Source organism: Robiginitalea insularis (genome assembly GCF_052497835.1).
Map to the genome: position 1 here is coordinate 1,174,954 of NZ_CP199296.1, position 14,185 is coordinate 1,189,138.

The 14,185-nt window shown below is 46.5% G+C and carries 15 protein-coding genes; 11 read left to right on the forward strand and 4 right to left on the reverse strand.

The genetic code is table 11. From position 1 onward, the window contains the following. Nucleotides 1–10: 10 nt before the first annotated feature. Together ACT6NV_RS05380 and brnQ are read right to left on the reverse strand one after the other, a co-directional pair. Nucleotides 11–550 carry a CopD family protein gene (locus ACT6NV_RS05380; protein WP_445386234.1) on the reverse strand — a complete coding sequence of 180 codons (540 nt, stop codon included), beginning with the start codon at nucleotides 548–550 and terminating at the stop codon, nucleotides 11–13. Between the two features lie 56 nt (nucleotides 551–606). After that, the gene (brnQ, locus tag ACT6NV_RS05385) at nucleotides 607–1,890 is read right to left on the reverse strand and encodes a branched-chain amino acid transport system II carrier protein (protein ID WP_445386235.1); all 1,284 of its coding nucleotides are present in this window, start codon (nucleotides 1,888–1,890) and stop codon (nucleotides 607–609) included. 235 nt (nucleotides 1,891–2,125) lie between these two features. Between brnQ and ACT6NV_RS05390 the strand changes: the two genes are divergently transcribed. Then, the gene (locus ACT6NV_RS05390; protein WP_445383446.1) at nucleotides 2,126–2,347 is read left to right on the forward strand and encodes a hypothetical protein; all 222 of its coding nucleotides are present in this window, start codon (nucleotides 2,126–2,128) and stop codon (nucleotides 2,345–2,347) included. Here the strand turns inward: ACT6NV_RS05390 and thiL are convergent, their stop codons facing one another. Beyond that, nucleotides 2,348–3,397: a thiamine-phosphate kinase gene (thiL, locus tag ACT6NV_RS05395; RefSeq protein ID WP_445386236.1), complete on the reverse strand. Its 1,050-nt coding sequence runs from the start codon at nucleotides 3,395–3,397 to the stop codon at nucleotides 2,348–2,350. Nucleotides 3,398–3,454: 57 nt separating this feature from the next. Between thiL and ACT6NV_RS05400 the strand changes: the two genes are divergently transcribed. The 10 genes from ACT6NV_RS05400 (at nucleotide 3,455) to ACT6NV_RS05445 (ending at nucleotide 12,540) form a co-directional block, all read left to right on the forward strand. Further along, on the forward strand, nucleotides 3,455–4,717 hold the full coding sequence (locus ACT6NV_RS05400; RefSeq protein ID WP_445386237.1) for a choice-of-anchor B family protein: 1,263 nt from the start codon (nucleotides 3,455–3,457) through the stop codon (nucleotides 4,715–4,717). Nucleotides 4,718–4,850: 133 nt separating this feature from the next. Next, nucleotides 4,851–5,180, forward strand: a complete 330-nt coding sequence (locus ACT6NV_RS05405) for a HesB/IscA family protein (RefSeq protein WP_445386238.1) — start codon at nucleotides 4,851–4,853, stop codon at nucleotides 5,178–5,180. Between the two features lie 64 nt (nucleotides 5,181–5,244). Beyond that, nucleotides 5,245–6,690 carry a Fe-S cluster assembly protein SufB gene (sufB, locus tag ACT6NV_RS05410; RefSeq protein WP_445386239.1) on the forward strand — a complete coding sequence of 482 codons (1,446 nt, stop codon included), beginning with the start codon at nucleotides 5,245–5,247 and terminating at the stop codon, nucleotides 6,688–6,690. Nucleotides 6,691–6,741: 51 nt separating this feature from the next. Continuing rightward, entirely contained in the window at nucleotides 6,742–7,494 is a 753-nt protein-coding gene (sufC, locus tag ACT6NV_RS05415; RefSeq protein WP_445386240.1) for a Fe-S cluster assembly ATPase SufC, read from the forward strand. Between the two features lie 35 nt (nucleotides 7,495–7,529). Beyond that, nucleotides 7,530–8,846 (forward strand): Fe-S cluster assembly protein SufD, encoded by a 1,317-nt coding sequence (gene sufD / locus ACT6NV_RS05420; RefSeq protein WP_445386241.1) that lies wholly within the window; start codon nucleotides 7,530–7,532, stop codon nucleotides 8,844–8,846. A 77-nt stretch (nucleotides 8,847–8,923) separates the two neighbouring features. Further along, nucleotides 8,924–10,150: an aminotransferase class V-fold PLP-dependent enzyme gene (locus tag ACT6NV_RS05425; protein WP_445386242.1), complete on the forward strand. Its 1,227-nt coding sequence runs from the start codon at nucleotides 8,924–8,926 to the stop codon at nucleotides 10,148–10,150. 113 nt (nucleotides 10,151–10,263) lie between these two features. Further along, nucleotides 10,264–10,689, forward strand: a complete 426-nt coding sequence (locus ACT6NV_RS05430; RefSeq protein ID WP_445386243.1) for a SufE family protein — start codon at nucleotides 10,264–10,266, stop codon at nucleotides 10,687–10,689. Between the two features lie 10 nt (nucleotides 10,690–10,699). After that, entirely contained in the window at nucleotides 10,700–11,029 is a 330-nt protein-coding gene (locus tag ACT6NV_RS05435) for an iron-sulfur cluster assembly protein (RefSeq protein WP_445386244.1), read from the forward strand. Between the two features lie 11 nt (nucleotides 11,030–11,040). Continuing rightward, a complete protein-coding gene (locus ACT6NV_RS05440; RefSeq protein ID WP_445386245.1) occupies nucleotides 11,041–11,544 on the forward strand; it encodes a DUF2480 family protein in 504 nt (167 codons plus the stop codon). A 69-nt stretch (nucleotides 11,545–11,613) separates the two neighbouring features. Further along, nucleotides 11,614–12,540: a DUF3078 domain-containing protein gene (locus tag ACT6NV_RS05445; protein ID WP_445386246.1), complete on the forward strand. Its 927-nt coding sequence runs from the start codon at nucleotides 11,614–11,616 to the stop codon at nucleotides 12,538–12,540. Nucleotides 12,541–12,779: 239 nt separating this feature from the next. On the opposite strand, the gene hflX is transcribed toward ACT6NV_RS05445, so the two are convergent. After that, a complete protein-coding gene (gene hflX, locus ACT6NV_RS05450) occupies nucleotides 12,780–14,003 on the reverse strand; it encodes a GTPase HflX (RefSeq protein WP_445386247.1) in 1,224 nt (407 codons plus the stop codon). Between the last annotated feature and the right edge of the window lie 182 nt (nucleotides 14,004–14,185).

Sequence of the window (14,185 nt, forward strand, 5' to 3'; positions counted from 1 at the left end):
GGGAAGATTATTATTGCTTACGCATCCGCTTGTATAAGCGTATTCCGAGCATCAGGATAAGTGCGAGTAAAATCAGGCCTAGCAGGCCGTACACCCATTGAAGCTGGTGTTTGAGAACCGCCAGGAATACTACGGCAAAAAGAACCAGTGTAGCCCCTTCATTCCAAATGCGCATAAAGTTGGAAGTATAACTGAAAGTATCTTTCTGAAATTGCCGGTACATCTGATGTGTTTTCAGGTGGTAGGCAATCAGCAGCAAAATAAACCCAAGTTTTATCTGCATCCAGGTCTGACTAAGCCAATCCGGCATGATCCATAACAGGAGCAGGGCACTTAAAGTACAGAGTATGGCCGATGGCCAGGTAATGATTTGCCACAAGCGCTTCTCCATAATTCGAAATTGCGCTGTGAGCAAGCCGGCTTGTGGTTCAGTTTTTTCGGCTGCCTCAATATGATAGATAAACAGGCGGGGCATATAAAAAAGACCTGCAAACCAGGTTACGACGAAGATGAGGTGAAGAGACTTTATATAGTTGTAATACTCTGCCATGGGTTCTTTTAAACGCAGTAAAATTACAGTTTACAGATGAGCTCTGAAAATACCTTTTAAGGTTTCACCTGGCTGGTTTTAGCAAATACTAAATGAAATACTGCAAAAACCAGCATTGCCGGCAAGACCCAGCTCAATTGATATTGCATCAGCGGTATACTATCCCCTAAAGACTCCCTGAGAGAATCGAAGCCTATGGTGGCCAAAAAATCGGGCACGCTAAACAGCAGGGTCGTAAAAACCACTGCTCTGAAAACAGGGGCCGGAGTCCAGGAATTCGGTAAAACATTTAAGAGAATCAATACGATTGTAAGGGGATAGATAAACATAAGAGCAGGCAAGGCCACCAGGATAATGTAGTCTACCGGCAGCTGCCCCATAATTACACCTAATAAGGACGCTATAAGGGCCGTAAGTTTGTAGGCCAGCCCGGAATTCCCAAAACGGGAACTTACAAAATCGGCAGTTCCCGTTACAATCCCAACCGCAGTGGTAAAGCAGGCTAAACTTATTAAAATACTCAGGAAAAGGTTTCCATTGCCTCCCAGGGCCAGTTCGCTGAGCATTCTTAGGATTTCCGTTCGGGATTCTGTCCCGTTTAAATCAGAATGAATCAGAGCTCCCGACAGAACCAGGCCGGTATAAAGAATAAGCAAGCCTGCCCCCGCCAGCCAGCCTGCACCAGAAATCTGCCGGAAACGCTGCTTTGCGTCCAGCTCAGGTGCTTCAAGGTTCAGGGATATCAGAATAACCCCTCCAACCACCACTGCCCCAATTGCATCGAAGGTCTGATACCCTTCCAGGATCCCTTCGGAGAAGGGGGCCTCAAGCACCCCTCTTTCAAGGCCTCCTGTAAAATCAAAGACAATATTTCCAATCAGGGCGAGTAACACCAACAATATTATAGGCGTAAGCCATTTCCCGATTAGCGAGCTGATCCGGGATCGATTCAACACAAATACAAATACCAGACCGAAATAGAACAGGCTGGTCCAGAGCGGGCTGCTCCCCAGATAAGGCCCTATGGCCATTTCGTGTGTAACCGAAGCTGTCCTGGGTGCCGGCAGCGCAATGGATATGCCGTAAACCAGGAAACAATAGCCCAGGCTAAAACGGCTGGAAACCTTTTTGGCAAAAGCAAACATCCCACCCTGTAGTCTTGCATGGGCCAGGATGCCAAGCATGGGAATCAAAACTGCTGATAGACAAAACCCCAGAACCACCAGCCACCAGGAGTCTCCTGCCCGGTAACCGAGCTGTGGCGGAAGGATCAGGTTTCCGGCTCCAAAAAAAAGTGAGAACAGGGCCAGGGCCAGAATAAGCTGAGATCTTTTTCCCATTTGGAATTTACAAATCTGTTTTTTATGTTACCGTAGAAGGGTCAAAAGATACTCAACCCGAGAAAAAAAGAAGTTGTTTGTCGAAAATATTTAAAAAAACATCTGAGTTGCTCAATAAATGCGTAAGTCCTTTCGTTGAGTTCTTTATAGAAGCGTAAAACAACAATTAATATAACCCCATGGTCTTCCGGTATCCTCAAAGCCGGAGTCCCCATGAACCCTAAAACCTACTGTTATGAAGAAACTGTTTTGCTCCATCTTCGGCCACCACTACTCGGTCTCGAGAAAGGTTACTTCACACATCAAAGAATACTCCTGCGTTCACTGCGGGAAACAAGTTACTACGGATGTTAGCGGAAACCTCTCCATTCTCACTCCTGAATTGAAAGAGATCAACGAAACCCTGGAACATATTTATCAGAAAAGACATCCGGAAGCGCATCATCAGGTAGCCTGATCACTGCTGTCCGAAAGCATTCCATCCCTGAGCAGTTAAAGGGATGCTAGAGCCATTCCTGGAAATGAGGTGTGCCCCTGAAGCCTGATCCGTTATATGCCCCACTACGGTCAGGTTTGGATTACCCTTAATTTTCGGGAATTCTTTTTGATCTATAGTAAAGAGTAATTCATAGTCTTCCCCACCGCTTAAAGCCACCAGGCTGCCGTCCAGTTTAAATTCCTCACAGGCCGAAATGACCATGGGGTCCAACGGTATTTTCTCCTCGTATACATTGCAGCCAACGGCGCCGGATTTACAGAGGTGCAGTATTTCAGACGACAGGCCATCGCTGATATCGATCATGGAAGTGGGGTGTACATCCAGTGCAGCGAGCAATTCGACAATATCTTTCCGGGCTTCCGGTTTCAATTGCCGCTCCACCAAATAACTATAGGGTTCCAGGTCTGGCTGATGCTGGGGATTCACTTTAAAAACTTCCTGTTCGCGTTTGAGTACCTGCAGGCCCATATAGGCCCCTCCCAGATCCCCGCTGAGTACCAGCAGGTCGTTTTCCTTTGCGCCCTTGCGGTAAACAACATTTTCTTTTTGCCCCTGTCCGATGGCCGTTACGCTGATAATGAGGCCTTTATTGGAAGAGGTGGTGTCTCCTCCAACCACGTCCACCCCGTAGATCTGGCTGGCCAGGGTAATTCCTTCGTACAGTTCTTCCAGCGCCTCCAGGGGAAACCGATTGGATACCGCCAGGGATATGGTAAGCTGGGTAGGCTGCATATTCATTGCGTAGATATCGCTTAAGTTTACCACAACAGCCTTATAGCCTAGATGTTTTAAAGGGGTATACCCCAGGTCAAAATGAACCCCTTCTACCAACATATCTGTACTGACACCTACCTGCTCTTTTTTAAATTCAAGTATGGCTGCATCATCCCCAATACCTTTTATGGTCCCCTGCTGCAGGGGCTTCAGGTTTCGGGTAAGGTGATCGATCAGGCCAAACTCTCCGAGCTGTTCGAGATTGGTTCGTTCGGAATCTTTGTTTTCAAACATACCGCAAAAGTAAGAAGGATCGTTATTATAGTATATCTTTAGGTAAAAAATCAGCAGATGAGAAGAATTAAGCCCTTGGCAGGGAGCTTTTTTGCGGCTATACTGACCATGCTCCTGTTCGCCTGTTCAAAAGAGGACAACTCTTTTGAGCCGGATAATAACTTCCCGGATCCTCCTGTGGATGTGGTTGGAAACCTCACCCCCTGTGAAAACGGCATGGCCGGAAACTATCCCTGTGACGGTTACGACCTGGTATCTCATATAAGCCTCAGCAGTCTGAATGCACAGTCTGGAAATGATATCTGGGGCTGGACCGATCCGGCTGACGGCACGGAATACGCTCTCGTAGGTTTGGACAATGGTACTGCCTTTATCTCGCTGGCAGATCCGGAAAACCCTTCTTATCTGGGCAAACTGCCGACTAACACTGGAGGTCCTAGAAGAATCTGGAGAGACATAAAGATATATCAAAATTTTGCCTATATAGTGTCTGAAGCTGATGATCATGGGATGCAGGTTTTTGACCTTACCCAGCTACGGGGTCTCAGCGGCCCGCCTCAAAGCTTTTCGGCAACCAACATCTATACCGGCTTTGGCAGTGCTCACAATATTGTTATCAATGAAGAAACAGGCCTGGCCGCAGCAGTAGGCACCAGCACTTTTTCGGGAGGGCCCCATTTTATAGACCTCAGCGACCCGGCCAACCCTCAGGCTGCCGGTGGGTTTTCCGCCAATGGTTATACCCACGATGCCCAGATAGTTACATATTCCGGACCGGATCCGGATTATACCGGGCGTGAGATCCTGATCGGCGCCAATGAAACCCGGGTGGTAATTGCAGATATTACAGACCCTGCCCAACCTGTGACTATAGCCACTATAGCCTATCCCAACATGGGATATCCACACCAGGGATGGTTTACGGAAGACCAGCAGTACTTTATCCTTGGGGACGAGTCGGATGAAAGGTCGTTGGGCTTTAATTCCAGGACCCTGGTTTTCGATTTTACAGATCTGGATAATCCTCAGCTTTTCTTTAGTTATTCAGGCCCCACGAGGGCCGTAGACCATAACCTCTATGTCCGTGGAAATCTTCTTTACTTGTCAAACTATACGGCCGGGCTTCGGGTAATTGATATCAGCGGTATTGGCGGACAAAGCATCGCAGAAGAAGGATTTTTTGATACCTATCCGGCTAATGACGGGCCCAGCTTTGACGGGGTTTGGAGTGTTTATCCTTACTTCAACAGTGGAAACATCCCGGTTAATGATATCAATAGTGGCTTCTTTCTTATTCGTAAGGCTTCCGGAATCCCATAAAATCCAAAGCGGAAACCCCCCGAACCCATAGAGAAATATAATACTCCCATACGTTATAATAATGTTAGGAATAGTGTTAAAATGCGCTGTACTTACTATATTTGTAAACTATTTAGAATAAATCCAATTAAAGATGATCAAAGTATCGGAAACGGCTAAGCAGAGGGTCATCACGCTGATGCAGGAAGAGGGCTACGACGCCAAAACGGATTACGTTCGCGTTGGGGTTAAAAGCGGGGGATGCAGTGGCCTTTCTTACGAACTGCGCTTTGACAAGCAGCTTGACGAATCGGACAAGGTATTTGAAGACAATTCCGTAAGGATAATTGTAGACAAAAAAAGTTTTCTGTACCTGATAGGCACTACCCTGGAATATTCAGGAGGGCTGAACGGGAAGGGTTTTGTTTTTAATAATCCAAATGCGCAGCGCACCTGTGGCTGCGGTGAGAGTTTCTCACTATAAAAAGCCCTGAGAGATAGCCTCTCAGACGGTCTTAGAGCGGGTAAAAGAAAAAAGAAAAGTTAGGATGGCATATACAGAAGAAGAATTAAAAAAAGAACTCGAAACCAAAGAGTACGAGTACGGCTTCTATACAGATATTGAATCGGACACCTTTCCAAAGGGGTTGAACGAGGAGATCGTTATTGCAATTTCCAAGAAAAAAGAGGAACCGGACTGGATGACCAAGTGGCGGCTGGAATCCTTTCGCTACTGGAAGGAAATGACAGAACCGGAATGGGCCAACATCCACTACACCAAACCGGATTTTCAAAATATTTCATATTACTCCGCCCCCAACAAAAAACCGAAATACGAAAGCCTGGACGAAGTAGACCCGGAATTGCTGGACACCTTTAAAAGGCTGGGGATTTCGATTGAAGAGCAGAAAAAACTGGCCGGGGTAGCCGTAGATATCGTAATGGACTCCGTTTCCGTTGCCACTACTTTTAAGAAAACACTTGCCGAAAAGGGCATTATCTTTTGTTCGATCTCGGAGGCTATAAAAGAGCATCCGGAACTTGTAAAAAAATATATCGGCTCAGTAGTTCCCCAACGGGATAACTTCTATGCCGCCCTTAACTCAGCAGTATTTTCAGACGGGTCTTTCTGTTACATCCCGAAAGGGGTCCGTTGCCCCATGGAGCTATCTACTTATTTCCGGATCAACCAGGCCGGAACAGGGCAGTTTGAACGCACATTAGTAATTGCAGACGAAGGAAGTTATGTGAGCTATCTTGAGGGCTGTACTGCACCTTCCCGGGATGAAAACCAGTTGCACGCCGCAGTGGTAGAACTCATTGCCCTTGACAATGCCGAAATCAAATATTCCACTGTACAAAACTGGTATCCCGGAGATAACCAGGGAAAAGGAGGGGTTTACAATTTTGTAACCAAAAGAGGGCTATGCGAGCGCAATGCCAAAATTTCCTGGACTCAGGTGGAAACCGGTTCGGCCATCACCTGGAAATATCCATCCTGTATCCTGAAGGGGGATAATTCCATAGGGGAATTTTATTCCATAGCGGTCACCAACAATTTTCAACAGGCAGATACAGGTACCAAGATGATACATTTGGGAAAAAATACCCGAAGTACCATTATTTCGAAGGGGATTTCGGCCGGAAAATCACAGAATTCCTACAGGGGGCTGGTTCAGATTGGCAGCAGGGCAGAAAATGCCCGGAACTTTTCGCAGTGCGATTCCCTGCTGATGGGGAATGAATGCGGAGCTCATACCTTCCCCTACATAGAGGCCAAAAACAAAACAGCACAGGTAGAGCACGAAGCCACTACCAGTAAGATAGGCGAAGACCAGATCTTTTACTGTAACCAGCGTGGAATTGACACCGAAAAAGCCATCGCGCTTATCGTTAATGGATTCAGCAAGGAAGTGCTGAACAAGCTGCCCATGGAATTTGCAGTGGAAGCCCAGAAACTGCTTGAGATCAGTTTAGAAGGTTCTGTTGGATAAGCCAAATAATTTAAAAAAAGTACAAGTCTCCAGATTATTAAAATAAAGAATATGTTAAAGATCAAAAACCTGCACGCAGGAGTTGAAGACAAAAAAATCCTAAGAGGTATCAACCTGGAAGTGAATCCAGGTGAAGTACATGCCATTATGGGCCCGAACGGCTCTGGTAAAAGCACCCTGGCCTCGGTTATTGCAGGGAAGGAAGAGTTTGAAGTTACCAAAGGCAAAATACTGCTTGAAGGAGAGGACCTGGAAGAAGTGGCTCCTGAAGAAAGGGCACATAAGGGGATTTTCCTCTCATTCCAGTACCCTGTGGAAATTCCCGGGGTTACGGTAACCAACTTTATGAAAACAGCCATCAACGAGACCCGCAAAGCTCAGGGGCTTCCGGAGATGCCCGCCAACCAGATGCTGAAACGTATCAGGGAAAAGGCAGAAATGCTGGAGATTGACCGAAAATTCCTCTCGCGTTCTCTCAACGAAGGTTTTTCCGGAGGAGAGAAAAAGCGAAATGAGATTTTCCAGATGGCCATGCTCGAGCCCAAACTGGCCATTTTGGACGAAACGGATTCCGGACTGGATATTGATGCACTTCGCATTGTAGCCAATGGAGTCAACAAGCTCAAGAGCAAAGACAACGCCGTTATCGTTATTACGCATTACCAGCGATTACTGGAATATATCGTACCCGATTTTGTACATGTACTGCACAACGGGAAAATAGTCAAATCCGGCAGCAAGGAACTTGCAGTAGAACTGGAGGAAAAAGGCTATGACTGGATCAAGCAGGAAGCTGTCCTGTAAACCTGTAGTAACAGAAGAAGCATAAGCACGAGAAAATGGATTTAAAAGAAAAATTACTGGCTTCTTTTATGGCTTTCGAAAACGAGGTGGACATAGACAACCCCGTTCATGACATTCGCTCAGAAGCCATTAAGAATTTTGAAGTAAAAGGCTTTCCACATAAAAAAATGGAAGCCTGGAAATATACTTCCCTTGCTCCTATTCAGAAAGTAGACTTCAGTATTTTCCCAAAAGAGGAAAACACTATTGAATACAAGGACGTAAAGAAATATTTCCTGCACGAGATAGATACTTATAAAATCGTATTTATTGACGGTATCTACAGTTCCTATCTTTCCGAAACAACACATGACGGGGTGGATATATGCCTGATGAGTTCAGCCATCTCCAAACCGATGTACAAGCCCATTATCGATGTGTATTTCAATAAGGCCGCCAGAGGAGAAGATTCGCTAACTTCCTTAAATACCGCATTTACACGGGAAGGCGCCTATATCTACATCCCTAAGAATAAGGCCCCGAGGAAACCTGTGGAAATCCTGCATTTTTCAACAGGGAATGAGGCTTCTCTTTTATTACAGCCCAGAAACCTCATTATTGCGGAGGAGAACGCAGAACTACAGGTATTGGAGAGGCACCAGAGCTTAACGTCCAATGAAGTGCTTACCAATTCGGTGACGGAAATCTTTGCCGCCAAGAATGCCATCGTGGATTATTACAAGGTTCAGAATGACCGCAAGACCGCTACCCTGATCGACAATACCTACATTGACCAGAAACACGGTAGTAATGTAAGCGTACACACCTTTTCCTTCGGAGGGAAACTGAGTCGCAACAACCTCAACTTCTATCAGGATGGGGAACGCATTGAATCCACCCTGAAAGGGGTAACCATCCTGGGTGAAAAACAACATGTAGACCATCATACCCTTGTCCATCACCAGAAACCCAACTGTGAAAGCCACCAGGATTACAAAGGCATCTTCGGGGAAAAGTCTACCGGTGTATTCAACGGCAAGATCATAGTGGACAAGATAGCGCAGAAGACCAATGCTTTCCAGCAGAACAACAACCTGCTGATCAGCGACAAAGCAACAGTCAATACCAAGCCACAGCTTGAGATTTTTGCCGATGATGTCCGTTGTTCCCACGGTTGCACCATAGGTCAGTTGGATGAAGACGCCTTATTTTACCTGCAGTCCAGAGGAATCCCAAAGAAGGAGGCGGCGGCACTGCTTATGTATGCATTTGCCAATAACGTACTGGAAAGTGTCCGGATCCCGGAAGTAAAGGCCCGCATCAATAAGCTGATTGCCCAGAAGCTGGGGGTTCACCTGGGCTTTGACCTTTAACCTGTTTCAGGATTAACTTTCTTAACCTCATTTTCCGATGCCCTGCATTTCGCCTGGCAAAGGTATCTTTGTAGCCTATGAAAAAAATTGCCTTGGACATCCAAAAAATTCGAAAGGATTTTCCCATTCTCAACAGGAAGGTCAATGGCTATCCATTGATCTATCTGGATAATGCGGCAACCTCTCAAACCCCGCAACAGGTTATTGATGCGATAGTGGATTATTATTCCCGTTACAATGCCAATATCCACCGTGGGGTCCATACCTTGTCCCAGGAAGCTACTGATGCCTATGAACAGGCACGGATCAAGATCCAAAAGCACTTCAATGCAGCCCATGCGCATGAAATCCTCTTTACCTCCGGAACCACGCACGGGATCAACCTGGTCGCCCAGGGGTTTACGTCTTTTATAAAAAAGGGGGACGAAATCTGGGTGTCTGCCATGGAGCATCATTCCAATATTGTACCCTGGCAAATGCTTTGCGAACGAACAGGGGCCAAATTACGCGTTATCCCCATGAATCAAAATGGGGAACTCCTGCTGGATATCTTTGAAGAGGGCCTCTCTGACAAGACCAAACTCGTTTTCTGTAACCATGTTTCCAACGCACTGGGTACCGTTAACCCCATCCAAAAAATTATTCAGCTCACCCACAGTGTCGGGGCTGCCATTTTAATTGACGGGGCCCAGGCCGCACCCCATATTCAGGCCGATCTGCAAGAGCTGGATGTGGATTTCTATACCGTTTCTGCCCATAAGCTTTGCGGGCCCACCGGAGTAGGGATATTATACGGCAAGGAACACTGGCTGAAGAAATTACCTCCCTACCAGGGTGGCGGCGAGATGATCGCTGAAGTAACTTTTGAAAAAACGACCTATGCCGGCCTGCCCCATAAATTTGAAGCAGGCACTCCCAATATTTGTGGAGGCATTGCCTTTGGGGCAGCCCTGGATTATGTTAACGGCATAGGAATGGATGCCATCGCGGAATACGAAGAAGGTCTGCTGGAGTACGCGACCAAAAAACTGAAGGAAATCCCGGGATTGAAAATCTATGGGGAAGCCGCACATAAAACCGCGGTGGTTTCCTTTAACCTCAAAGGCATACACCCATACGATGTTGGCACCCTCCTGGACCAGATGGGAATAGCCGTGCGTACCGGGCACCATTGTGCCCAGCCCATCATGGATTTTTATGAAATTCCAGGGACGGTTCGTGCCAGTTTCAGCTTTTACAATACCCTGGATGAAGTGGACCGTTTGGCGGAAGGGGTTGAGAAGGCCCGCCAAATGTTGGTTTGATTTACAGATTTCTCCAGGATCCCCGGAAACATTGGTAGAACCAATACTGCAATTGGCTAAGACTGTTGAATGAGCAGATATCTTATCGTACTTTTGTACAAATTTCAAGATTAATGGAGATAGCAGAGATACAACAGGAGATCATTGATGAATTCTCAATGTTCGATGATTGGATGCAGCGCTACGAGTATATGATCGAATTGGGGAAATCCCTCCCGCAAATCGATGAGCAATACAAGAGGGAAGACCACCTGATCAAAGGCTGCCAGAGCAAGGTTTGGGTACACGCAGATATGGAGGACGGCAAACTGCGATTTACAGCCGATAGCGAAGCCATTATTACCAAAGGGATAATCGCTATCTTGATACGGGCGTTCAACAATCAGAGCCCATCGGACATCCTGGCCGCCAACACAGATTTTATAGACGAAATCGGGTTAAAGGAGCATTTGTCCCCCACCCGTGCCAACGGACTGGTGAGTATGATCAAGCAATTGAAATTATATGCCGTGGCCTACCAGTCCCAATTAGAAAAATAGAAAAAACACTATGGAAGAGCAAACACAGATAGATACACAGGAATTGGGTGAGAAGATCGTTCGGGTCCTGAAGACCATTTACGACCCGGAGATCCCCGTGGATATTTATGAACTGGGGCTCATTTACGATGTATTTGTGAATGAAGTTTCGGAGGTAAAGATCCTGATGACCTTAACCTCCCCCAATTGTCCTGTTGCCGAGACCCTTCCTGTGGAAGTGGAGGAAAAGGTAAAATCCCTGGACATGGTAAAAGACGCTGAGGTCGAAATCACCTTTGACCCCCCCTGGACACAGGAACTCATGAGTGAAGAAGCCAAACTGGAACTGGGGCTTTTATAAACCAAGATGATATGGAAGGTGAAATTATCAACCGGGTTGCCAATAGCGTGCTTAAAACCTTTGACCTTGAGGAGTATTACCCCAAAGGGGTTCGTAAAGGGATCGATATAAGCCAGTGGCTGGAATCAGGTTTTTTGTTAAGGGAGAAGCCGTTCAGGGAATCTTTAAAAGAGCACGATTGGGATGCCCATAAAGACACCTTTGTGTATTTATTCTGCTCCACGGATGCAATAGTGCCCGCCTGGGCCTACATGCTTATCACCACCTACCTCAGTCCCATTGCGCGCAAAATAGTGGTTGGGGATGCCATACAACTGGAAACAGCTATTTTCCAGGAAGAACTGGAAAAAGCTGACCTGGAAGCATACCGGGACAAGCCGGTTATCATCAAAGGGTGCAGCAAATTGCCGGTACCCCCTTCTGCCTATATCTGGATCTTGCAGAAATTACAGGGCGTAGCTTCCAAGCTCCTCTATGGGGAGGCCTGTTCCTCCGTCCCTTTGTATAAGCGCTAAGCAATATAAATACCTTTCAATAAAAGAACATTTTATACATTTGCGGCTAAATCATAACACTAACACGCTATGAAAAAAATTATTACTATCCTTTTGTGCCTTTTGGGCACTTCTGTTTTTTACGGGCAGACGGAGGAAGAATTGAAAGCTTCCCTGGCCGAAAAAAAAGATTCCATTAGTGCCATCCAGGGAAGGGCCGATGCCATTAAAAAACAAATCGATGCCCTGCCCGGCTGGAAAGTTGGGGCTTTCGGGACCATTGGAGGGAGCATATCCAATTTCAGCAATTGGTATGCCCAGGGAATCCCTAATAACTCCTCCGGGAATATCGGGTTTACCGTAAATGCGTATGCCAACCTGAAAGAGGAAAAATTCTTCTGGAGGAATGCAGCTAATATCAACCTCAGCTGGGTTAAGCTGGATGACGAGGATGACCCCAACGATGATGACGGGTTCCGGGAAACAGTGGATGTATTCAATATCACTTCCCTCTACGGATACAAAGTGACCAAGTCCCTTGCCGCATCGGCTTTAGGGGAATACCGAACCACTATCCTGAGCAACTTTAACGACCCGGGTTACCTGGATTTAGGTATAGGAGCCACCTGGACACCGATCGACAATCTGGTGGTGGTAATCCATCCGCTTAACTACAACTTTGTATTCAGCAGTGAAGATACCATCTTCGAATCTTCGGCTGGTGCCAAAATAGTAGCGGATTATACAAGGGAAATTGGAGCCATAAATTTCAAGACCAACCTTTCCATGTTCCAGAGCTATGAAGATTCAAACCTCAGCAACCTTACCTGGATCAATTCCTTTAGCTATACGCTTTGGAAAATGATTGGGGTTGGGTTCGATTTCGGTTTGAGGAGCAACAAGCAGGAGGCGCTTAACTACGCAATCAATACCCTGGGCGATACCGGGGCTACCTTTGACAATGTAGACAATGACCTGCAAACCTACTGGACCCTTGGTTTGAGCTATAAGTTCTGAGGCAAACCTATTTAAACTAAAAAAGCCCCGACTAGTCGGGGCTTTTTCATTGGGGTAGGTTAAATATCTGGTTAGATAATGTGCAAGCTCAGGTTTTGATTTGGGGTTCAACACTATCACTTAAACACATGGTAAACTTAGGACACAAATCTCAAAGGCCATAAATTTTGTTGCCAACTACAGGGAAGTTGTTGTGTGTCCGACAAGGGGTGCAGAAATATCGTTGAAATTTTACCCGCTCAGGATTCGGTACTGTACTCATCCAGGTTTTCCGGGTATAAGAAATTGTTATACGGGAAGCGGCTGATGTGTATTTTTCGAACTTCCTGATAAACCTTATACCGGAATTCATCCAGGTTATCTTTTTCGAGGGCCGAGATAAATACCGAATTCCCGTCCATTCGCTGCATCCAGGTGTCCCGCCATTCCTGCAGACTGTAATGGCTGGTCGTTCGTTCGGTGACCAGATCATCCTCCTCCAGTTCTTCGGGCTTATACAGGTCTATTTTATTAAAGACCATAAGAGTTTTTTTGTCTGCACAGTCAATCTCCCCCAAAATACGGTTTACCGAGTCTATGTGGTCTTCAAAACTGGGGTGTGAAATATCCACTACGTGCAGGAGCAAATCTGCTTCCCGCACCTCATCCAGGGTACTTTTAAAGCTCTCTACTAATTGTGTCGGCAGTTTCCGTATAAATCCTACCGTATCGCTGAGCAAAAAGGGCAGGTTCCCTAAAACAACTTTGCGGACCGTGGTGTCCAGGGTAGCAAAGAGTTTGTTCTCGGCAAAAACTTCACTTTTACTGATGGCGTTCATCAGCGTAGACTTTCCGACGTTTGTGTATCCCACGAGGGCCACCCGAACCAAAGAGCCGCGGTTTCCCCTTTGGGTTTCCATCTGCTTATCGATCTTAGCCAGCTTCTTTTTGAGCAGGGAGATCCGATCCCGAACAATCCTTCGGTCTGTCTCAATTTCCGTTTCCCCGGGCCCGCGCATCCCGATACCCCCCCTTTGGCGCTCCAGGTGGGTCCACAGCCCGGTCAACCGGGGCAGCAGGTATTCGTACTGGGCCAGCTCCACCTGGGTCCGGGCATAACTGGTGGCGGCCCGCTGTGCGAATATATCCAGGATCAGGCCGGTACGGTCCAGGATTTTACAGCGCAACTGTTTCTCAATATTGCGTTGCTGAACGGGGCTCAGCTCATCGTCAAAAATAACGGCCCCTATATCATTTTCCTTTACAAACTTTTCCACCGTTTGAAGCTTCCCGCTTCCGATAAAGGTTTTGGGGTTGGGGACATCAATGCGCTGTACAAATCGTTTTACCACTTCCCCTCCGGCAGTATAGGTAAGGAATTCCAGTTCGTCCAGGTATTCCTTAACCTTCTCCTCGGGTTGTTCCCTGTTGATGATCCCGATTAATACGGCCCTTTCAAATGTTATGGTTTTCTTTTCCAGCATAGTTCACTTCTCTTTTGCAAAGCTACGGAATTGGATGCAAGTCTTTACGTTTTGTGGATGTCCCTTTTTCTATGGTCACCTTTTAAATAACAATCGGTACATTTTAAAATAATATACCGATCGATTTCTATTTTACCATGTCCGGAACGGCCCGGGAATACCCCTGTTTATAAGACAACAGG